At 38.6% G+C, this 22,180-nt stretch carries 20 protein-coding genes and 2 tRNA genes; 10 read left to right on the forward strand and 12 right to left on the reverse strand.

The window, feature by feature from the left end; all coding sequences use genetic code 11:
* Nucleotides 1–173 precede the first annotated feature (173 nt).
* A complete protein-coding gene (locus I6F43_RS15495; protein ID WP_010555099.1) occupies nucleotides 174–926 on the reverse strand; it encodes a Nif3-like dinuclear metal center hexameric protein in 753 nt (250 codons plus the stop codon).
* A gap of 150 nt (nucleotides 927–1,076) precedes the next feature.
* Here I6F43_RS15495 and I6F43_RS15500 point away from each other — a divergent pair, with 150 nt between their 5' ends.
* The gene (locus I6F43_RS15500) at nucleotides 1,077–1,418 is read left to right on the forward strand and encodes a hypothetical protein (protein ID WP_002961684.1); all 342 of its coding nucleotides are present in this window, start codon (nucleotides 1,077–1,079) and stop codon (nucleotides 1,416–1,418) included.
* A 198-nt stretch (nucleotides 1,419–1,616) separates the two neighbouring features.
* Here I6F43_RS15500 and I6F43_RS15505 read toward each other — a convergent pair whose 3' ends face one another.
* The 5 genes from I6F43_RS15505 to I6F43_RS15525 all read right to left on the reverse strand — a co-directional run bounded on the left by I6F43_RS15505 (nucleotide 1,617) and on the right by I6F43_RS15525 (nucleotide 9,735).
* Nucleotides 1,617–4,796, reverse strand: a complete 3,180-nt coding sequence (locus I6F43_RS15505) for an amidohydrolase family protein (RefSeq protein ID WP_197103074.1) — start codon at nucleotides 4,794–4,796, stop codon at nucleotides 1,617–1,619.
* Nucleotides 4,797–4,901: 105 nt separating this feature from the next.
* Nucleotides 4,902–5,726, reverse strand: a complete 825-nt coding sequence (locus tag I6F43_RS15510) for a M90 family metallopeptidase (protein WP_002961680.1) — start codon at nucleotides 5,724–5,726, stop codon at nucleotides 4,902–4,904.
* 187 nt (nucleotides 5,727–5,913) lie between these two features.
* Complete coding sequence (locus tag I6F43_RS15515; protein ID WP_197103136.1) at nucleotides 5,914–6,552, reverse strand: CatA-like O-acetyltransferase; 639 nt, start codon at nucleotides 6,550–6,552, stop codon at nucleotides 5,914–5,916.
* 185 nt (nucleotides 6,553–6,737) lie between these two features.
* Nucleotides 6,738–7,778, reverse strand: coding sequence for a Leu/Phe/Val dehydrogenase (locus tag I6F43_RS15520; RefSeq protein WP_024598321.1), 1,041 nt, complete (start codon nucleotides 7,776–7,778; stop codon nucleotides 6,738–6,740).
* A gap of 430 nt (nucleotides 7,779–8,208) precedes the next feature.
* Nucleotides 8,209–9,735: a fumarate hydratase gene (locus I6F43_RS15525; RefSeq protein WP_197103076.1), complete on the reverse strand. Its 1,527-nt coding sequence runs from the start codon at nucleotides 9,733–9,735 to the stop codon at nucleotides 8,209–8,211.
* A gap of 155 nt (nucleotides 9,736–9,890) precedes the next feature.
* Here I6F43_RS15525 and pabB point away from each other — a divergent pair, with 155 nt between their 5' ends.
* From pabB to I6F43_RS15540, 3 genes are all read left to right on the forward strand, one after another.
* Entirely contained in the window at nucleotides 9,891–11,249 is a 1,359-nt protein-coding gene (pabB, locus tag I6F43_RS15530; protein WP_197103078.1) for an aminodeoxychorismate synthase component I, read from the forward strand.
* A gap of 6 nt (nucleotides 11,250–11,255) precedes the next feature.
* On the forward strand, nucleotides 11,256–11,831 hold the full coding sequence (locus tag I6F43_RS15535; protein ID WP_033026841.1) for an NUDIX hydrolase: 576 nt from the start codon (nucleotides 11,256–11,258) through the stop codon (nucleotides 11,829–11,831).
* A gap of 103 nt (nucleotides 11,832–11,934) precedes the next feature.
* Entirely contained in the window at nucleotides 11,935–13,311 is a 1,377-nt protein-coding gene (locus tag I6F43_RS15540; protein WP_010555091.1) for an L-serine ammonia-lyase, read from the forward strand.
* A 77-nt stretch (nucleotides 13,312–13,388) separates the two neighbouring features.
* Here the strand turns inward: I6F43_RS15540 and cysB are convergent, their stop codons facing one another.
* On the reverse strand, nucleotides 13,389–14,366 hold the full coding sequence (gene cysB, locus I6F43_RS15545) for an HTH-type transcriptional regulator CysB (RefSeq protein ID WP_002961670.1): 978 nt from the start codon (nucleotides 14,364–14,366) through the stop codon (nucleotides 13,389–13,391).
* A 324-nt stretch (nucleotides 14,367–14,690) separates the two neighbouring features.
* Between cysB and I6F43_RS15550 the strand changes: the two genes are divergently transcribed.
* The gene (locus tag I6F43_RS15550) at nucleotides 14,691–15,449 is read left to right on the forward strand and encodes a hypothetical protein (protein WP_007583833.1); all 759 of its coding nucleotides are present in this window, start codon (nucleotides 14,691–14,693) and stop codon (nucleotides 15,447–15,449) included.
* Between the two features lie 75 nt (nucleotides 15,450–15,524).
* Here I6F43_RS15550 and I6F43_RS15555 read toward each other — a convergent pair whose 3' ends face one another.
* A complete protein-coding gene (locus I6F43_RS15555; protein ID WP_010555089.1) occupies nucleotides 15,525–16,817 on the reverse strand; it encodes an NCS2 family permease in 1,293 nt (430 codons plus the stop codon).
* A 118-nt stretch (nucleotides 16,818–16,935) separates the two neighbouring features.
* Here I6F43_RS15555 and I6F43_RS15560 point away from each other — a divergent pair, with 118 nt between their 5' ends.
* The 3 genes from I6F43_RS15560 to I6F43_RS15570 all read left to right on the forward strand — a co-directional run bounded on the left by I6F43_RS15560 (nucleotide 16,936) and on the right by I6F43_RS15570 (nucleotide 18,650).
* Nucleotides 16,936–17,400, forward strand: coding sequence for a tetratricopeptide repeat protein (locus I6F43_RS15560; RefSeq protein WP_007583707.1), 465 nt, complete (start codon nucleotides 16,936–16,938; stop codon nucleotides 17,398–17,400).
* Between the two features lie 297 nt (nucleotides 17,401–17,697).
* Nucleotides 17,698–18,132: a SulA-like leucine-rich domain-containing protein gene (locus I6F43_RS15565; protein ID WP_007583705.1), complete on the forward strand. Its 435-nt coding sequence runs from the start codon at nucleotides 17,698–17,700 to the stop codon at nucleotides 18,130–18,132.
* 38 nt (nucleotides 18,133–18,170) lie between these two features.
* A complete protein-coding gene (locus I6F43_RS15570) occupies nucleotides 18,171–18,650 on the forward strand; it encodes a YchJ family protein (protein ID WP_010555087.1) in 480 nt (159 codons plus the stop codon).
* Nucleotides 18,651–18,724: 74 nt separating this feature from the next.
* Here I6F43_RS15570 and I6F43_RS20280 read toward each other — a convergent pair whose 3' ends face one another.
* The 3 genes from I6F43_RS20280 to I6F43_RS15585 all read right to left on the reverse strand — a co-directional run bounded on the left by I6F43_RS20280 (nucleotide 18,725) and on the right by I6F43_RS15585 (nucleotide 20,844).
* Nucleotides 18,725–19,564, reverse strand: a complete 840-nt coding sequence (locus I6F43_RS20280; protein WP_331460616.1) for a GGDEF domain-containing response regulator — start codon at nucleotides 19,562–19,564, stop codon at nucleotides 18,725–18,727.
* Nucleotides 19,565–19,834: 270 nt separating this feature from the next.
* A complete protein-coding gene (locus tag I6F43_RS15580) occupies nucleotides 19,835–20,137 on the reverse strand; it encodes a DUF6172 family protein (RefSeq protein ID WP_002961433.1) in 303 nt (100 codons plus the stop codon).
* 179 nt (nucleotides 20,138–20,316) lie between these two features.
* The gene (locus tag I6F43_RS15585; RefSeq protein ID WP_007583698.1) at nucleotides 20,317–20,844 is read right to left on the reverse strand and encodes a VC2046/SO_2500 family protein; all 528 of its coding nucleotides are present in this window, start codon (nucleotides 20,842–20,844) and stop codon (nucleotides 20,317–20,319) included.
* Nucleotides 20,845–20,956: 112 nt separating this feature from the next.
* On the opposite strand from I6F43_RS15585, the gene I6F43_RS15590 reads away from it, so the two are divergent.
* Together I6F43_RS15590 and I6F43_RS15595 are read left to right on the forward strand one after the other, a co-directional pair.
* A tRNA-Tyr gene (locus I6F43_RS15590) sits at nucleotides 20,957–21,041 on the forward strand.
* A gap of 49 nt (nucleotides 21,042–21,090) precedes the next feature.
* Nucleotides 21,091–21,175 (forward strand) — tRNA-Tyr (locus I6F43_RS15595).
* A 229-nt stretch (nucleotides 21,176–21,404) separates the two neighbouring features.
* Here the strand turns inward: I6F43_RS15595 and I6F43_RS15600 are convergent.
* Nucleotides 21,405–22,091 (reverse strand): M48 family metallopeptidase, encoded by a 687-nt coding sequence (locus I6F43_RS15600; protein WP_331460615.1) that lies wholly within the window; start codon nucleotides 22,089–22,091, stop codon nucleotides 21,405–21,407.
* Nucleotides 22,092–22,180: the final 89 nt, after the last annotated feature.

The raw sequence follows: 22,180 nt of genomic DNA on the forward strand, positions 1-22,180 counted from the left end.
GGATTACATCAAGGTCAGAAGTAATAATCTTCACTAAAAGACCGTATATATGACAGCAAACCTGTCCCTGCTATCGTTGAATGACACCTTGCAATACTGGAGGAGACCATATATGAACTCTAGATAATAAATCTATCTCAAGTAGAGTTCAGGTTAACTAATAGATAGCCTAGTTAAACTGGGTTATCTATATCTATAAATGTCACATCAAAACCATGCTCTTGAGCAAGTAACTCACCCAGAGCTTTTACACCATAGCGCTCTGTTGCATGATGCCCTGCGGCAAAAAAATCAATGTTTTGCTCACGAGAACTATGAATTGTTTGCTCCGATGCCTCACCCGTTAAATAAGCATCAATACCTTGCTCTGCAGCTAAATCAATATACCCTTGCCCACCACCGGTGCACAGTGCAATGGTTTCAATTTTTGTTGAACGCACTAAACTTGTGAGTGGGGTTCGATTTAGCACTTTTGCAATTTTATCGGCAAAATCTTCACCACTTAATGGTGTTTTTAAACGCCCTTTCATTGCTACGCTATTTGAAGTTGGCTCTAGCCCTGTTTCAATTTCAATATCCAATAACTTTGCAAGTTGCGCGTTATTGCCAACTGCTGGATGAATATCGAGTGGTAAGTGATAGCCAAATAAATTAATATCGTGTGCTAATAACGCACCTATACGACGCTTTTTCATTCCCGTTATTGGTTGGGATTCCCCTTTCCAAAAAAACCCATGGTGAACTAAAATAGCATCTGCTTGTTGCTCAATGGCAGCATCTATTAAAGCTTGACTTGCGGTTACACCCGTCACAATTTTTTTAATTTCGTTTTTACCTTCGACCTGTAAGCCATTTGGGCAAAAATCTTTAATTAATTGAGGTTTTAAAATGTCATTTAGGAGTTGGTTAAATTCTCTACGTTGCATATAACTTACCTTACTTAGCACTGAATTTTGTGCAAATTTTGGCGTTTATAGCCTTAAAATGGAAGGAAAATCGCAAAAAATTGAAAAACTGTTTTAAAATAGGTATAAATACCTCTTCTTTATCTGTGTTCACAACGTATAGGGTCTCTGATGAGCAAACTAGACAAAACAGAAGTGTTATCTGCCTTTGAAGCAGCGTACGAAACTGCCAATGGTAAAAAACCTGAAATCACAACTAAACCTGGTTGGTACAGCATTGATGGCGGTAAAAATTTACGCCTAGCTGACGTAGCAGAGCTTACTAAAAAGTTAAACTCTGGTAAAACAACTAAAACGAAAAAACCAAAAGCAGCTGCGCCTGTTAAAGCACAGAAAAAAGCGCCATTCACTGTTGTTACCGAAAACGAAGAAGGTTACACAGCGGAAGAACTTTGGATTGTAATTTTAGCTCGTAAAGATCATGACTGTCGCTTACCGCGCGGTGTTGTTTAATCAACATTTATGATTTTTAAAAGAAACCGCGTTAAGCGGTTTTTTTATGTGCGCGATTTGCTAAAAAATATCTAAAAATTATATTAATTATCGTCTTCCAACCTTAATTGCACCATTTAATCAAAAAAATAGAGCCTTATAAGTTGAGTAAGACTAAAAAAAGCGGCTATGTAGCCGCTTTCAAAAGATCAAAATAAATTATAACTTTTCGAAGTAAAGTGGTTCGCGCTCTTTTTTACCCACTTCACTCATTGTCTCTGCATTGAATAATCGACCATTGATCATGGTGTAATCTACTTTATCCGAATCTCGAATATTTTTAAGCGGATCGCCATCTATAACCATTAAATCTGCCAGTTTGCCCACTTCAAGGGAGCCTACGTTTTTATCAAGCCCTAAATACTTAGCCGGATCGAGTGTTGAAGCACGTATAGCCTCAAGCGGTGTCATTCCGCCTTGTGCAAACATCCACATCTCCCAGTGTGCACCTAAGCCTTCACGCTGACCGTGAGCACCTAAGTTAACTAATACACCTAGGTCTTGTAGCTCAGCAGCAACGCGTGCGTTATTAAAGTGATTATAGTGATGATCGGGCGCTTTAATGCGGCGCATAGAGCGTGGTAATAATTGATTTTTTGGCACAAATTTACTTAAACGCGGGTGATTCCACACATCAGTTTTATCGTACCAGTAGTTCTCACCCCAAATGCCACCATAAGCCACTACAAGTGTTGGTGTGTAACCTACATCACTTTGCGACCATAACTGCTTTATATCGTCATATATGTGCTCTACGGGGATTGAATGCTCAATACCTGTGTGTCCATCTACAATCATACTTAAGTTATGTTGTAATAATGAGCCGCCTTCAGGGACAACCATCATTTCAAGCATCCGGCCTGCTTCAATAACTTGTTGGCGCTGCTCTCGGCGTGGCTGGTTATACGATTTAACACTAAACGCCCCTACTTTTTTAAGGCGCTCTAAATGAAATTTAGCATCGTCTAACGAGTCAATATGCGACGTATAACCTGGCATATTTGCGCCATATAAAATAGTACCCGTTGAGAAAATACGCGGGCCAACAATCATGCCTGCCTTTTGCATTTCGCTTGCGGTAAATATTTCTGAGGTATCGTTTGATGGATCGTGAATTGTAGTTACACCCAGCGCTAAACCTGCAAAGTTTTTCCAGTTTTGCTGAGGTATAATTTCGTCACTTGCTTGCGAGCCATGTGCATGAGCATCAACAATACCAGGCATAATAGTTTTACCTGTTACATCAATAACCTCAGCACCTTTAGGAATGCTTATATCGCTGGCTGTACCAATTGCTTTAATATGCTTGCCATCAGTGATAATTACACCATTTTCAATAACCTTTTCGCCGTCCATAGTTATAATTTTTGCACCAGTGAGCGCAATCATACCTTTAGGCTCTGCCATTTTTTTACTGAAACCGATATTATCGCCACTTTTCACTTTAAAGTCGGCATCTTCGGCTTTGTTAATGGCAAACATCCCCTCAAGGCTTGCATGATAAAGCTCAGGCCCTAATGTCCAATAAAGTTTGTTGCTCTTAGCACTCCAGCTAATGTTTTCACCAGCACGTACCGATAACTGCTCTATTGGAAATTGACTGTCTTTAGGCCCAATATTAATTGTTTTACCACTTTGAACAAACGGCGTTACAAATACTTTAAATCGCTCAGCAAAAGCCAGATATTGCCCATCTGGTGATACTCTAAATTCAGTCGCATGCTCTGACTCGTATAGTTTGCGAACTTTTTTACTTTCAAGCTCAACTACACTAAGCGTTGGTTTTGGCCAAGGACTCATTATAAAAACGCGATCGTTTGCATCTCCAAATTGTGGTTGATAACCACTTTTTGAAATAAGCTCACTTTTACCGCCTTTTGCGCTTACGCTATAAACCCCCGGATTAAGTGACCACTTAGGGTTTAAAATACTGCCCCCCGTGGCTTTTCGATAAACAACCGTTTTCCCATCTGGACTAAACGTAGGCTCTACGTACTTGCCAGGCTCTTTAGTTATTGTATCGCCACGACCACTGCGCACAGACACAACCCTTACAGACCCTTGTTTGTTGTCATCCCATGTGGTGTAAACTATTTTTTTACCATCGCGAGAGTACTGTGGAAATAATTCGTAATGATCAGTTTGCTTTGTTAAACGCTTAATTTTACCCGACTCTAAATCGCGTTTATAAATATGCCCAAGCGCTTCAAAAATTGCCGTTTCGCCATCGGGGCTTACTTGCACATTACGCAGCATTTTTACATCAAACTCATCAGTATCTAAGTTTTGTGTAAAGCGCACCGCTTTTTGAATTTTTTTAGTAGTTTGCACTTTAAAAGGAATGGTTTTAACGGATTTGTCTGCAACATCTAGCTTGTGAATTGTACCACCAGCCCAAAATACTAACTCTTCGTTATCGGGTGTCCATGCAATAGTTGGGTATACACCATGAATAGCCCATGTTTCTTGCATATCTCGCTCAAGCTTATCGTAAAGCTTAGTGTGCTCACCGCTAGTTAAGTCATATAAATACAAGCTAGTTTGAAAGTCATCACGCTTTATATAAGCAAGTTTTTTACCATCTGATGATGGTGTAGGCCTAATAGCACCGCCCATCGTATCGATTATGGTTTCAATTTCACCCGTTTCACGGTCGTAGCGCTTAATTTTATAAATGCCCGCTACAGAATCCTTTGAATAATGAAAGGTTTTACCGGGTGTTGCATCATGCGAAAAGTATACATAACGACCATCAGGTGAAAACATTGGCTCACCTAAATCTTTTTGATCGTTCTCGCGTTTTGTAAGCTGTACGCCCTTACCACCCGCTTTGTGATACAACCACACTTCACCTGCTCCCAATGAGCGGCTAGCTGTAAAGTGTTTACGCGCAACTAAGTAGTCGCCATCAGGACTCCATGCAGGACTATTTAGTAATCTAAAGGTTTCATCGGTAACAGCGTGTTGATTTTCACCATTTAAGTCCATTATCCAAATGTTATCGCCACCACCTTGATCGGAGGTAAACGCAATACTTTTGCCGTTAGGACTAAAGCGTGGTTGCATTTGCCATGCAATATCAGAGGTGAGCTTTGTGGCTGTACCACCACTCATTGGCATAGTATAAATATCGCCAAGTAAGTCAAACACCACGGTTTTACCATCAGGGCTAATATCTATATTCATCCATGTGCCCTGATCAACGCTAATTGCAGCGTCAACAAATTGCCCCTTAGGTGAATCTACTTGCCATTTTTGTTCGTCTTTTTCAGCGGCATTTACCTGCCCTATCGCTAATGACACCGACAGCGCCAATACTGTATGAAGCATTTTTTTCATGCGTTTCTCGCTTGTTATTGTTGCAGTAAAAACTATTTCACATGATTGCAACAAAAACAAACGCAACTTGCCAGCGTTATATGATAAAGCGCGGTTTATGTAGGTTTAATGCCAAACAATAGGGTCAAATTGATAGTAATTAACTAGCATACTGTAAATTTCAGGATCGTATCGGCGAAGCTCTGCAGGTTTTTCGAGGAAGGTTTCGGTGAGTACAGCAAAAAACTCAGCTTCGTTAGTCGCACCATAGCTGTGAATAACATGCGGCATGCTATAGGCAACATGGCTTTTTAACTGGGTGAAAGCACGGCTAAATACTCGGCCCCACTCTTTGTAATCTGCTGAGCTTTTTAAAATGGGTGTGCCCGTTGTTTTACCTGTTTCTTGATCGAGTTGATGCGCAAACTCATGAAATACCAAGTTATGTCCATCGCTTGGTAAACGATTACCCTCAAGTACATCATGCCAGCTTAAAACGAGCGTGCCGCCAGGCCATGACTCGCCTAGTCTTACCGTATTATGGTAACTCACAAGTCCTGCACTATCGCGAGTTGATTGCGGAGCATAATAAGCACTTGGATATAATAAAATTTCTTTTACATTTCTATATAACGGCCACGGTTTATTAAGTACTAATACACACGCATCGGCGGCAACAATTAACTTCATTGCAGACGTTAGCCTTAAGCCATCACAACCGACAAAGCGTTTTTCGTTTAAAAACCACGTAATATGTCGCTCTAATTTTTCTCTGTCGGCGTCGGTCATTTTTTTATAGATGGGCATGCAACGCAGTAAAATATCTTTTTGCTGCGAATTTAAAGCAAAGTCTTTATATTTACTGCGCCATAATCGGTTTTGAATTGATGGCCAACGCCAGAAAATCACCACAAAAAGAATTAAAACAACAATTAACAGTCCATTTATCATGGGGATTTCCTGAGCTAAGGTATGGTATATAAATATGTCCAGCACACGTGCTTTTCAAGCATACAAGGTTATGTATTTGAATATAAAGTAATTCACATCGCATTGCTTATAGATTACTTATAGATTACTTATAGATTACTTATAAATTATTTACTGCTTTGCACTGCCGTTACTGATGTGTTTAAAGTTAATTTTTGCAAAAGGTATCAAATGTACCCTGCAATGTGTTTATAAATTTCGCTACGTGCAAACCATCCATTAATGAATGGTGTACATCGATAGCTAAAGGCATTGTGCCTGTGTGTTTATCAAACTGACCAAATACAAATTTAGGAATGCCTAAACTCTGCCCTTCACTAAATGCATGCGAAAACGCACTAAAATTCAGCCACGGCAAAACAGATATATGAATTAAATCTGCCTGCCCTTCTGTTTGAGCAAATGCATCAGAAAATAACGGCTGTAATTTCGCTTTTTTGCTTACGTCACTTGCATGATTTGTAAACTCTTTAAACTCGCCTGTGCTGTTAAAATAACTAAAAACAAACGTATCGTTTTCAGACAACTCAACCACACTTGCGCGAACACTGTTAAGTAGCCATGGCTTACTGTCTATTATACGTAGCATTATTGAATCGTACTCATGGCACGCTTTTAAGGTGCAATATACATACGCTTGAAAAAAAGAAAATTGATTGGTTTTGCAATAGTCGTAAAGTGCTTGAGCATCTAAACGCACACACACATTAAAATAAGGCTGAGAAAAGTGTTTAAATAATTCAAAGTGTTGCTTTCTAGGCCAATTATCTAAATCGATAGGCTGCATGAGAGAAGTTGAGGGAGTCATAATTTGCCGCACAAAATTAAAAATAAAGTGTACCGCTGTTCAGTAATAATTGCATTAGGGTCTGTTGATCTTTCAAGGTTAAATCCGCAAAGATCAACACCCCTTAACTTACAGATAAACAAAGGGTGTGCACTTGCACACCCTTATATAAATTAGAACTTAGATCACAGACCGTTTTTAATGATCTCTTGCGCTAATTCGTCAGCAATTAAATGCGTTGATTTTTGCTCTTTTTCGCTACGGGCAAAGATTTCCGTTAACGTATTAAAAATACCTTCAACATGTTTATTAGACGCTGCTGCACTGTAACCTTCTGGCGCTGTTTCGTAATAAACATTAATAATACCACCAGCGTTAATTACGTAATCTGGTGCATATAAAATGCCTTTTTCACGAATAACTTCACCGTGGCGAGACTCTGCCAGCTGATTATTAGCACAGCCTGCAATAATAGTCGCTTTTAAACGCGGTATCGTTAAATCGTTAATAGTTGCACCTAATGCACAAGGTGCATAAACATCAACATCTAAGTCGTAAATTTCATCAATGCCAACCGCAGTCGCGCCAAAATCATTAACTACGCGATCAATTGCAACTTGGTTAATATCTGTTACAAACAACTCAGCGCCCGCATCGGCTAAATGCTTACATAAACCATATGCAACAGCACCTAAACCTTGAACAGCCACTTTCACACCTGCAAAATCTTGATGACCACGTTGATGCTGTAGCGCTGCTTTAATTCCTAAAAACGTACCGTATGCTGTAAATGGCGATGGGTTACCACTTTTACCTTCAAGACCCAGTACGTAATTAGTTTCTTTATTCATAATAGCTACATCAGCACATGTGATGTTTACATCTTCTGCTGAGTAATAGCTGCCATTTAATCGCTCTAACTGGCGGCCAAATGCACGGAATAATTGCTCAGATTTAATTTCTTTCGCGTTACCTATAATTACAGATTTACCACCACCAAATGGTAAGCGCGCAACTGCATTTTTATAAGTCATGCCCTTTGATAAACGTAGCACGTCGTAAACAGCATCTTCGTCGTTCGCATAATCCCACATTCTACATCCGCCAACAGCAGGACCTAGGTTGGTATTATGTACAGCAATAATTGCTTTTAAACCCGACTCTTCATCAGAACAAAAAACCACTTGTTCATGGTTATCAAATTCAACTCGATTAAACACAGCCACTTAAAATACTCCGAAATAGTTAACCCGTGAGAGGGTATGCGCGCTGGAAATTGCCGAGACTTTATCACTTCATATTCGAGTTCGCTATACTCGCAGAAGATAAAACCAATGAAAACATCAAGCTTAAATTAAATAACCGGATTAAAACTATTGTATAGATAAAAAATTCACAAAATCGTCATTTGTAAGTTTTAAAAACTATAAATAGAACAACCACACCAACTTACGTTTACGTGAACGTAACACAAATATTGCGTGTAAAGTTTAATATACAAGTGCTGCTTGCCCGCCACGTACTGCTGCCTATGGGTTTCCAGTAAAAAGTGAGCTTTCTCGCAAACTGGTCAGAGCTGTAAACTTGGTAATGACTCTATTTAAAAAAACAAAAAAGCGAGCACTAGGCTCGCTTTTTAAAAATACAAAACGTACGTTATTTTAGCTTGCTATCAAGCTCTTCTATTTTAGCTTTCCAGATTGCAGGGCCTTGTGTATGCGCATTGGCGCCTTCACTGTCTACTGCAACGGTCACTGGCATATCTTCTACTTCAAATTCATAAATAGCTTCCATACCTAAATCTTCAAAAGCAACTACGCGTGCTTTTTTAATCGCTTTAGATACTAAGTAAGCTGCGCCGCCTACAGCCATCAAATAAACAGATTTATGCTCTTTAATAGACTCAACAGTTGCAGGGCCACGTTCAGCTTTACCAATCATGCCTACAATGCCTGTTTTTTCTAGCATCATATCGGTAAATTTATCCATGCGAGTTGCCGTTGTAGGGCCAGCAGGACCAACTGCTTCATCGCGTACCGCATCAACAGGACCAACGTAATAAATAAATTTATTATCAAAGTCTACGCCTTTTGGTAAACCTTCACCTGAATTGATCATATCTTGCAGACGTTTATGCGCTGCATCACGACCTGTTAAAATAGTGCCCGAAAGTAAAACAGTTTCGCCCATTTTCCATTCTTGAACATCTTTTTTAGTCAGTGTATTTAAGTCAACACGACGTGTTCCTTCGCCCACTTCAAATGTTACTTGTGGCCAATCTTCTAGCTTAGGTGCTTTTAAATTAGCAGGGCCAGAACCGTCGAGTGTAAAATGTACATGGCGAGTTGCCGCACAGTTAGGGATCATTACTACAGGTTTTGAAGCCGCATGCGTTGGTGCTGTTTTAATTTTAACATCAACAACCGTTGTTAAACCGCCTAAGCCTTGTGCGCCAATACCTAATTTATTAGCACGGTCAAAAATTTCTAAACGTAGCTTTTCTTCAGTCGTTTCTGCGCCACGTTCCATTAGTTCATGGATATCAACCGGGTCCATTAACGACTCTTTAGCCATTACTGCCGCTTTTTCAGCCGTACCACCAATACCTATTCCTAGCATGCCTGGCGGACACCAACCAGCACCCATTGTTGGTAGTGTTTTTTCTACCCATTCAGCAACATCATCTGACGGGTTTAACATAACCATTTTACTTTTGTTTTCAGAGCCGCCACCTTTAGCCGCAACCATTACTTCTACTTTACCACCCGCTACTAAATCGATATGTACAACCGAAGGCGTATTATCTTTCGTGTTTTTACGCGTGCCAGCAGGGTCTGTAACAATAGATGCACGTAAAGGGTTATCTGGATTCAAATATGCACGACGAGTACCTTCATCAACCATTTGTTGAACGGTTAAATCTGTTTTATCCCACTTAACATCCATACCTACTTTAACAAAACAGGTAATAATACCGGTATCTTGGCAAAGTGGACGCTTGCCTTCAGCCGACATGCGTGAGTTAATTAAAATTTGTGCAATGGCGTCTTTAGCCGCTTTACTTTGTTCTTTGTTGTAAGCTTTCTCGAGAGCTTGAACAAAATCAAGTGGGTGATAGAACGAAATATATTGCAATGCATCTTCAATGCTATCAATAAAGTCTTGCTGACAAATTGTACTCATAGTGGTTCCTTAAGTTACCGTTACGCGTTGTCGCGTAATCTAAATCAAACCGGTGACGGTGGTTTGCACTGTTTTTTACAGCTTAGTGCTGCCAAAAAATTTGACTTATGATACCCTCCCAGCCCGTTTCGAGCCAGTTCTTAAAGGGGCAGTAAATGCTAAACAATAAAAAAAATTGTATTAAATTAGGCATAACACAAAACTGCATTGACGTTTTTGCGCATTTTTCACATTTGCCTTATGCAATTCTATTAGATTCTGCAAATAGTAATCATATAAACAGCCGTTTTGATATTATTGCCATTGAGCCGCAAAGTACCCTTGAAGTAAAAAATAATAAAAGCTTTTTAAATAATATAGAAAGTAGTGATAACTGCTTTGAAATTATGAATAATGAGCTTTCGCATCTTGATAAAACAAAAGCCGGTTACGATTTACCCTTTAACGGCGGCTGGCTTGGCTACTTTGGCTACGACCTAGGCCGTACAATTGAAAACATCCCCACTCGTGCTATCGAAGACATTAACCTTCCCCAAATGGCTATTGGCCTTTACTTAGATGCCCTTATTTACGACAAGCAGCAACAAAGCTGGTTTTATGTATCGCAGCCAAACACCGATCGATTAGCGCTTTATCAACAATATTTAAATACACACGTTAACTCCCAAGTTAATACACAGTCCTTTGCCCTAAATAGCGACTGGCAATCAAATATGAGCGAAACGGAATACGCTGCAAAGTTTGCCCAAATTGAGGAGTATTTAAAAAGTGGCGATTGTTACCAAATTAATTTAGCGCAGCGCTTTAACGCTCAGTTTGAAGGCTCCCCTTGGGCAGCTTATATTAAACTGCGTGAGGCAAATAAAGCGCCGTTTTCAAGCTTTATAAATCACCCTCAAGGGGCTATTTTATCAATTTCTCCTGAGCGCTTTATATCTGTAAACAATAACGTTGTAGAAACCAAGCCAATTAAAGGCACACTGCCGCGAAAAGCAGATGCACTAGAGGATCAACGCCAAGCGAAAATACTCGCAGCATCAGCTAAAGATCGCGCTGAAAATGTAATGATTGTTGATTTACTGCGTAACGACTTAGGCAAAGTGGCAAAACCTGGCAGCGTTCACGTCCCTTCCCTTTTTGCTATTGAAAGCTTTCCGGCAGTGCATCATTTAGTAAGCACGGTAACCTCAGAACTTGATGAAGGTAAAACAGCGGTCGATCAGCTAAAAGCGGCTTTTCCGGGTGGCTCAATCACCGGTGCGCCCAAAATTAGAGCGATGGAAATAATTGAAGAATTAGAGCCGCATCGCCGCAGCATTTATTGTGGCTCAATTGGTTATTTAAGTGCCTGTGGCAATATGGATACGAGTATTACGATTCGCACTTTGGTATGTCACCAACAACAAATTTACTGTTGGGCAGGTGGCGGAATCGTAGCTGATTCTAAAGTCGAATTGGAATATCAAGAAACATACGATAAAGTAAATAAAATTCTTCCTTTACTAAAACAGTAGGTCGCTTTGAATAGTGAGCACATTATGGCGCGTTTTCTGTTAAGCCCTACAGCTGCGCCAAATCAATTAAAAGACACACGTAAAAAACGCGCTAGCGCGGTTATGCTGCCAATTATTGATATAGATAACCATGCACATATTTTACTGTGTAAACGCCCTACTTATTTACACCATCACCCCGGGGAGATTTGTTTGCCCGGAGGTAAGTTTGAAGTAAGCGACATTACCCTTCGCACCACAGCCCTTCGCGAACTAAAAGAAGAGCTAAATATTGCCCAAAGCAACGTTAATGTATTAGGTCACTTACCTGAGTATTCAACCTTAACGGGTTTTAGTATTAGCCCCTATGTAGGTTTACTCAAAAAAGACACCACCTGGGAAAATGACTATAATGAAGTACAAGCGAGCTTTTTGCTCTCTGTCACTGAGTTAAATAACGAAGCTAACTGGCAACCCTTACCTTTTCAACGATTTGGGAAAACGGTTATTTTGCAAGGTTTTAAAACGCCGCATGGTTTACTTTGGGGTGCGACTGCAAGCATTATAAAAAACTTTACAAAACAACTCGCCTTACCAGTTTAAATCTTCGTTATTAGTAGTTACACAATCACAATTCCACGTTATCATGCTCGACCGTTCAAAGAGCAGCTTCGTGCTGATAAAACAAAGTAGAGACACACACATTATGATCAGTGCATTTGATATGTTTAGCATTGGTATTGGCCCTTCGTCATCACACACCGTTGGCCCAATGCGCGCATCACGCTTATTTGTTAATGACCTACAAGAACAACAATTATTAGCAAATGTTACCGATATTAAAGTAGAGCTTTATGGCTCTCTTGGTCAAACAGGTGTTGGCCATGGCTCGGGTAAAGCCGTAATTCTTGGTTTAGCCGGTTACGATCCTGAAACAATTGATGCCGATTTAGTCGACGACATTTTAGCAACCATCGAAAAAGATCAGGTTATTTATCTAAACAAAACACACAAAGCTAAGTTTCCAAAACAAGGTGCTATTGTTTTTCATCGTCGTAAAACACTGCCTAAGCATTCTAATGCAATGGAAATTATCGCCTCAAACAACGGCGAAAAAGTTTACAGCAAAGTATATTACTCTATTGGCGGTGGCTTCATTGTTACCGACGAAGAGTTTGAAAACGAAAAACAGGCAGCCCTCGATATTAGAGAAGAAAATCCAGCCCCCTTCCCATTTGGTAGCGCAAAAGAACTACTAGAGATGTGTAAAGAGTCTGGGTTTAGTGTTTCTACCTTGATGATGAAAAACGAAAAAACACTGCGCACTGAAGACGAAGTAAAAGACACATTGTTCCATATTTGGAAAGTAATGATGGCTTGTATTGACCGTGGTATGCGCACCGAAGGTATTTTACCTGGCGGCTTAAAAGTAAAACGCCGTGCGCCCAGCTTATACTTAAAACTAAATATAGAGGTCAGTAACGACCCGCTTCGTGCAATGGACTGGGTTGATTTATTTGCCCTTGCCGTAAACGAAGAAAACGCTGCAGGTGGCCGTGTAGTTACCGCACCAACTAATGGTGCTGCGGGTATTTTACCGGCTGTGCTTATGTACTATCACACATTTGTGAAAGAAGTAGACCGCGATATAGCCACGCGTTATTTATTAACCGCTGCTGCTATTGGTATTTTATATAAAAAGAATGCCTCTATATCGGGTGCCGAAGTAGGTTGCCAAGGTGAAGTCGGCGTTGCGTGCTCTATGGCTGCAGGCGCATTAACAGAAATTGTTGGTGGCAATGTTGTGCAAGTAGAAAACGCAGCAGAAATTGGTATGGAACATAATTTAGGCCTAACGTGCGACCCTGTTGGTGGCTTAGTACAAGTACCGTGTATCGAACGTAATGCAATGGGCGCTATTAAAGCAATTAACGCTTCACGTTTAGCTATACGTGGCAGTGGCGAGCAAAAGGTATCGCTTGATAAAGTGATTAAAACCATGCTTGAAACTGGTAACGATATGAAAACTAAATATAAAGAAACCGCTCGCGGTGGATTGGCTGTTAATATTATCGAATGTTAATCAGCTCGCTATAAAAAGAAAAAGCCGCCTATTTTTAAAATAGGCGGCTTTTTTATTATTCGTTTAATGTAGTGACATTATTTAACGGGTAACTCTATATCTGCAAATAACTTATCTACGTCATCTTGGTTACGTAATAAGCTTGCTCGCTCTACTCGCTCTTTAGTTAAGTGCGGTGCAAAACGTTCGATAAAATCATACATATAAGTACGCAAAAAGCTGCCCTTTCTAAAACCAATTTTGGTCGTACTAGCTTCAAATAAGTGGCTTGCATCAATACACACTAAATCGGTATCGCTTACTTGATCTATCGCCATTGAAGCAACAACACCAACTCCTAAACCCAGTCGTACGTATGTTTTTATAACATCAGCATCGGTTGCGGTAAATACAATGTGTGGTTCAAGCCCGTGTGCGCTAAACGCTTTATCTAACTCTGAGCGGCCCGTAAAACCAAATACATATGTAATGAGTGGATATTGAGCAATATCAGCAACGGTTAAACTATTTGCCTTTTTAGCCAACGGATGGTCTTTAGCGACAACAATACTGCGATTCCAATGGTAGCAAGGCAGCATAACTAAATCTGAATACAAATGCAGTGCTTCTGTTGCAATAGCAAAATCGGCATCACCGCGTGCTGCAGCATCCGATATTTGCTGTGGAGTACCTTGGTGCATATGAAGCGATACCGCAGGGTATTTTTTCATAAACCCTTGAATTACGTTAGGCAAAGCATAACGAGCTTGGGTATGTGTTGTAGCAATATTTAGCTTACCTTGATCAGGTAGCGTATGCTCATTAGCAACGGCTTTAATACCTTCTACCTTAGAGAGTATTTCACGAGAAATATTAATAATATCTTCGCCGGCACCGGTTACATGCGTTAAATGCTTACCACTGCGACCAAAAATTTGCACACCCAACTCATCTTCTAACATGCGTACTTGTTTAGAAATTCCTGGCTGCGAGGTAAATAAACTCTCAGCAGTCGCTGAAACATTTAATTTATGATTTTGTACTTCTACGATGTATCTGAGTTGTTGTAATTTCATGGCTGCAAATTTTAACGTTATTATTCATATTATTTATAAAGGCAATACCGCTTAAAACCAAGTGTTATTTACGTAAAATAGCACTTTAGGTCTTTAGGTGTGCAATTATCTGATTAGAGCTCAAGGCTAGCATAATAAATATGCTTCAGGTAGCGATGATTATTCAGCTTTAGTTTATAAGCCCTTAGGCTTACTGCAGTTTATAAAGAGCTCAACCTATCAATTTTTTGGTATATTTTTTAAGTTAATCGGCGCAAAGCTACCCTGTTAACGTATATTTAATGTAAGATTAAATAATTAGGTTATATATCCGAGAATTACACCATGATCGTTTCTATTATAATAGTGCTTATAGTTGCATTGATTGTGATTGCACTTTGGGTAAGTGCTGTACAACAACACAAAGAAAAACAAGAGGCAGAACGCCGAAAAGAGCTTACAAAACAAAAAGCTATAATAGAAGAAACAGAAGAGGCACTAATGAATAGTGCTAACATCCCCCTTTCTGAAAATCTAATTCGTACATTACAGCGCCGTATTTACGAAGCCTTAAATACAATGGTTACTAACTCGCAAACATCTAAAGCACTTAAAAGCCGCTTAAGTGAAGCAAAAACGCACTTATCTAATCCAGTTCAAGATAATAGCAGTGAAGCTTTAACGCTACCGAGTAATGACAAACAACTTGTAGGCCTAATTCAAGGCATTAAAAAATTACGCTCAATTTTACGCTCTGAACACAGCAAAGGTCGTATTGATAGCCAAGTTTTTGTTCTTGAAGATAAACGTCTCGAAAAACTACAACTGCGTATTAATATTGAAAGCCAAATAAAACGGGGCCTATCTGCCCGCTCAGCCAGTATGGTTGGTTCTGCAAGACAGTATTTTGAAAAAGCGCAGGCAACACTCAGCGCAGTTACCTACTCTGACGAATATGTAACAACAAAACGGCTAGAAGTTGAGGGTTACTTAGAGGCAATTAGTGTTGAACTGCGAGCTTCTAATGCAAGCGCACTTAAAAAGAAAACAGAAGAAGAGCAAGACGACTTAGATATACTGTTTGCTCCTAAAAAGAAATGGTAGTGCTTTTATAAAAGCATTAAAAAAGCCTGCACAAATTAAAATTTGTGCAGGCTTTTTTGTGTTTTTTATTAGCTATTAAGACAAAAATGCAAACTTGAAAACAAACAAGGCTGTTAATATCCAAACACTAATACTGACTTGATCTTGCTTACCGCACAAGACTTTAACCGCCGTATAAGATATAAAACCAAGTGCAATACCGTGCGCAATCGAAAACGTTAATGGTGTCATTAGTAATACCACAGTAACAGGAATTGCATCGGTCATATCATCCCAGTTTACAAACTTTAAATTTTGCAGCATCAGAACAGCGACATATAAAATAGCGCCTGCCGTAGCATAAGCCGGTACCATTTGTGCAAGCGGTGCAAAAAACATCATTAGTAAAAAGCAAATGCCTACAACTACAGCTGTTAAGCCAGTACGTCCGCCAACAGATACACCAGCAACCGATTCTATATACGATGTAGTCGTAGACGTACCTAGCATCGCACCTGCAATTGTTGCTGAGCTGTCAGCACTTAATGCGCGCCCTAAACGAGGCATGTTACCTTTTTCATCAGCTAAACCTGCTTTTTGAGTTACCGCAACTAATGTACCCGAAGTATCAAAAAGATCGACAAACAAGAAAGCAAAAATAACACTCATCATTGATATATCAAAAGCGGCTGCAAAATCTAGCTGCATAAAAGTAGGCATTATTGATGGTGGCATAGCCATAACACCGTGATATTCAACAAGCCCCAAACTTAAAGCAATGCCAGTCACTAATAAGATACTAATAAGCACGCCACTTTTAAAATCGCGGTATAAAAGCGCTGCAATTACAAAAAAGCTTAATATAGCCAATAACGGCCCTGGAGAAGTAATGTCGCCCAACTGTACTAATGTTGCCGGGCTTGAGACAATAATGCCTGCATTTTTAAGGGCAATTAATGCTAAAAAAGCACCTATACCCGTTGCGATTGCTCGCTTGAGCACCAGAGGTATGGCATTAATAATCCACTCTCTGACTTTAAATAAGCTTAAAAACAAAAATATACAACCCGACATAAATACAGCCCCTAACGCGGCTTGCCAGGTATAACCCATTCCTAATACGACACCATACGTAAAAAAGGCATTTAGTCCCATACCAGGCGCTAATGCTAATGGATAGTTAGCCCATAAACCCATTATAAAACAGCCTATCGCAGCTGCTATACATGTCGCTACAAATGCAGCCCCTTGATCCATCCCAGCCTCTGCGAGCATAGCCGGGTTTACAAATACAATGTATACCATAGTTATAAAGGTAGTTAGGCCAGCAACGCATTCGCGTTTAACTGTTGAATTATTTTCGCTCAGTTTAAATAAGGCTTCGAACATAATAAACTTGTGATAGTAAAAAGTGGCGAGATTTTAACATAAAAATTATCTTTTACAGGACATTTTACCTTGCTATATACTAAACTGTTAAAGTAGTTAAAATAATAAATGAACCAATATGCTTAAAACAACACCTTGTGAGCAAGACTTAGAGCAACAGCTAGATAATATTTTAGGTTTTGTTACTCAACCCGAAAATACCTCTGTGCCCGTTGATAATAAAAAAGATGAGCAAAGTACGTTAAATAAAGCCCTATATTATTTAAAAAATAATCAAGCTCCATTGGCTGCAAAATGGATGCGACTTGCTGCAATGGCGGGAAACCATAGAGCACAGTTTTATTTAGGTTTATTTTTTGTGAAAGGTGAAGGCGTGCCACAAAGTGTATTTCATGCTGTAGCTTGGTTAAGCTTAGCAAGTAGCCAAGGGTACGCCCCTGCCACTGCAGCGGTTACAGATATACGCAAACATATCGAAACTAAGCGATTTAAAGATGCTCAATGTTATGCGGCAAGTTTGTACGAACAAATCCACCAACTCCAGTTTTCTCATATGATCCCTCGCACGAGTGAAAACACATAAGCTAGCTATAGCAGAAGTACTGTATGCAGTGTAAAAAATACTGTATATGGTTACAAAGATAATCCTATACAGTATAAAACCCCAAAATGAAGACACTGCTCAAAAATTTATTTTTAGAATACCTTCTCAAAAATAATTCCATAACAATCTGATTAATAAAGAATTATAAATTCAAAAAGTAAAAACAATGATCAAAAGCTGAATAACTGTACAAATAAATAGCATAAAAGGCTTGCACGAAAGCACTGTATAAACTACTGTATATGAATACTGTATAAAAACCCAGTGAGTGAAATTATGTTACAGCCTATTACCGTAAGAACAGTTAAAAGTTACCAACAAGATGAGCAAAGCGATTGCGTGAATTTGATTCAAATTGAAGATGAAATTTCAGCGACCTTTGAGCTTTTAAAAGTATTACACCAATACAATAGCTCTAATGCGTGGACGTTACTAATTGCTCCAGATCACGTACCTAGCAAAGCTTTACTTGACTCATGCTCTATTGATACAAGTAAATTACTTGTTATTAGACAGAAGCACCTAGTAAATTTAGAGTATGTATTAAATTCTGCATTACATAACGGAAACTTTGCAGCGGTAATTACCTGGACCGATATAGTTAATAACCAACTACTTACGAATCTATCGTTCGATTTAAGTAAAACGAATACAAAACTATACTGTTTTACTAAAAAGTCTCAAACAACAGAGATATCACTCGCCCAATAAGCTTGTTAAACTAATGTTTTAGACTTTGTATTATTATTATGACTTCACTCAATACCACATTATGTTTTTGCAGCAGTGGGCACAATTATGCCGATTGCTGCGAGCCGCTTCACTTATCTGTTAAGCAAGCTGACTCTCCTGAACAACTTATGCGCTCACGATTCAGTGCTTATGTTATTAAAAATGCAGAATATGTTTATCAAACCTACGCAAAAGAAAAACAAGCTGAAAATCCGGTTAAAGAAATCAATGATTTTGCTAACAGCTGTCGATTTATAAATCTTGATGTAATTGGGTCAAGCCATGATGGCGATACCGGCACTGTAGAATTTAAAGCCCAATATTTTTATCAAAACTTATTTTGTGAGCTTCACGAAAAATCGCAGTTTATTAAAGAAAACACTCAATGGCGTTATTTAGATGGCACTATATATCCTGTTGAAGATATTAAAGTGGGCAGAAATGATGACTGCCCATGTGGTAGCAATAAAAAGTACAAAAAATGTCATAGCGTGTAATAAATAATCTTATTTAATATTTATCACCTACAAGGTGTTTTTAAGTGGCAAAGTGATTTATTAGCTAGCTAAACTTAAAAACACACTTGGTTACGACCTTGCATTTTGGACTCATACATTTTTTCATCTGCGATCTGCAAGGTGTTTTTGTTATTTACATACGGTTGTAGGGTTGCACCGCCAATACTAATAGTAACAAAGTCATATTCTGAATATCTGTGTAATATTCCTAAATCGACCACATTTTGTTTAATTTTATCAGCAACACAAATTGCACCTTCAGTGCTTGTATGCGGTAGAACAACTACAAACTCTTCGCCGCCGTAACGCGCAACAAAATCGGTTGGCCTTTGCAAACTATTAGTAATAGTTTGTGCAACAAGGTTTAAAACCGTATCGCCTTGCACATGACCATAAAGATCGTTGTATTGCTTAAAGTAGTCTATATCGATGAGTAATAGTGCATAGTCGACTTTTTCTCGTAAGGCGCTTCGTTCCATTTTAGAAAAATGCGCATCAAAATAACGACGATTGAATACCTTTGTTAAATCATCTAGAAATACTTTTTGATTGAGTAAGTCATGTTGAAGTTTCATCGTAATATGGGCGCGCACTCTTCTATATAAAGTTTCCGAGTTAGTTGGTTTCTTTATAAAATCTACAGCTCCGGCTTCCCAGCACTCTTCTTCTTGATTTTCAGATGAGGTTACAAAAATAACGGGGATATCTTGTGTTTCAGATATATTTTTTAATTTTAGACATGTTTCAATACCACTCATTCCTTCCATATTAATATCGAGTAGTATTATATCTGGCGGATTATGTTTACAAATTTCAATCGCATCCTCACCACAGCTCGTTGTTGTTACACTAAAATGCTCTGATAATATTTTTTTAATACAATTAAGCTTAATAGCTGATCGTCAACGACAAGTACCTTAGAGCTCTTTAAGCTTAATTTCAATTGGTGGTCAGAGTAATTTATAGGCATGGTACAACTGTTTTGTTTTTTTAATTAAACACACCCTATATCACTATATTTTGTTATGCAAATGTTAATAAATTAAAATTCTACTTATTAGTTACTAATAAAAATGATTTATGGTGAATCTTTAATGCATAAAAACAAAAAATGAGCCACTTGGGCTCATTTTAAAACTTCGAACACTTAATTAAATTAAGTGTTATTCGTCATCATCTAAATCTAACTGTTGACGTTGAGCAGGTCGAGCTAAAATCTCTACATAGAAAGAGGTCAAACCTTGCTTTTCAATTTCGCCAATTTGGTTACTTAATTCAGCAACATGCACAACTTGCGCATCTTCAGCTGTGTTACCAAACTTACAGTCAAATGCCCAATAGTCAGCATCTTCAGGTAGCGTTTTATTACGCTCTCTTTTCAAATATTTTTTCACTTCGTGCTTTGCAGCATCAACCATACGAGGGTATTTGATTTTCTCGTGATTTAGCGTGAATGTTTTCTTCATTACGTTCCTAATTACCTTGGTTTAATGATAATGGCATTTCATGTCATACCATTTGACGCCATTATAGCAATTGCATTTAATTTTTGGATGCTTTTTTTTCATTAAATCAATTATTAGCAAATATATAAAGCAGACCCGTTATAAAGCATATATTAACTGGTGATTATTACAATCATATATCACACCGCAATGAGCTGAAGTGGTTGATGTATTGCATCATTATTAAGGCTGTCGTAAAAAGCAGCTGCATCTATAGGGGGATTGGCTAGTTGGGTTTGTTCGCTTTTAATTCTTCTTCTGACGGCAAGCTCACAGTTATCTATTATATTAAGTGGAATATGCTTATCATCATTTCTAATCGCAAGTGGTTCAGGGCTTAAGCATTGTCTTAACTTAATACTTGTCATACCACAGCGCGCTCCTTCTTGAGATATTAATGATGCATTAAATTGTCCAACCAACATATTATATTCATCAGGAGCTAAAAGTTGCTTTGGACCTGCGCCAAATTGCTTTCTTAACGCCTCTTCTTCTATAACTAAATTATCTATTTCAGTTTTTGGTAAATGAAATTGACTAAAGTCGAGTGCGTCATGTGACAGCATCGCTAATAATAGTGCAAATTCGCCACGGCGATTTTCATGCACACTATTATTGAGTCTACTGTTTAACTGACTCTCTGTGATTAACAAATCATCTATTTGCATAGTCTTTAGCCGATTGTGGTAACTGATAGATATTTATCGGCTTTATTTCAATTTTCTTTAGCTTTTTTCTTTACTTAAATACGCAATTTGCTATTATCAGCGCCGTTGCATTGGAGGGGTTCCCGAGCGGCCAAAGGGATCAGACTGTAAATCTGACGGCTCAGCCTTCGCTGGTTCGAATCCAGCTCCCTCCACCACTTTTCTTACCGCTAAGTTAAGTGGGGCCAAATGCAATAAAATTAGTGTGGAGGGGTTCCCGAGCGGCCAAAGGGATCAGACTGTAAATCTGACGGCTCAGCCTTCGCTGGTTCGAATCCAGCTCCCTCCACCACTTCTCTACTATTCCTATATTCCTATATTCCTATATTCCTATATTCCTATATTTCTATATTCCTATATTCCTATATTCCTATATTCCTATATTCCTATATTCCTATATTCCTATATTCCTATATTCCTATATTCCTATATTCCTATATTCCTATATTCCTATATTCCTATATTCCTATATTCCTATATTCCTATATTCCTATATTCCTATATTCCTATATTCAGTAACATCAAAACACCCACTGTAAACTCATACCATTTTGTTTTAACCAATTAGATGATGTTTTGTAATCGGGGAAAAACGCCTCTACTCGCTGCCAAAAAGCTTTGCTATGATTTAAATACTTTAAGTGGGCAAGCTCATGAACAATCACATAATCTATAGCGTGGTAAGGAGCACCTATAAGATGTAAATTAAAAGTGAGTTCTCGCTTGCTATTACAACTCCCCCACTTTCGTTTATAAACACCTATTTTTAAATCATTTGGCAACTCTTCACCCATTTGAGTACAGAAATACGCTAAACGCATCTCTATGTATGCAATAAGCTGCTCTTTTAAATAAGTCTCTAATAGCTGTCGATACTTTTGATAAGTGTTTTTAACTCGAGGAGATATTGTAATAAGTAAGTGGTCATCATACGGGGTTACTTTGGAATCTTGGCCTGAGTCCAGTTTCAAATAAATAGTTTCTGAAAAAACACTGATTTTTTTAGATTCAAAGGGGTACTGCTTAGTGTCATCAATTGACGATTGTTTTTTTAATTGTTCTGCAACCCACTCTTGTTTGTCAAATAACCAAGTATCAATGTGTTTTTTTGCGACAAAATGTGGCGCATACACAGTTACCTTTTGACTATGCACTTTTATTGCGACTGTTTTGCGTCTAGTACTCTTTTTTAGTTGATATTCAAACACGACTTAAACTCTAAATATAGCATCCGTTTATATAATCCATATTACCATCAATTTTAAACTCTTAGGCATACAGTCGCACCTAACTCCTA

This window comes from Pseudoalteromonas sp. NZS71_1 (genome assembly GCF_015864305.1).
In the GTDB taxonomy this organism is placed as follows: domain Bacteria; phylum Pseudomonadota; class Gammaproteobacteria; order Enterobacterales; family Alteromonadaceae; genus Pseudoalteromonas; species Pseudoalteromonas arctica.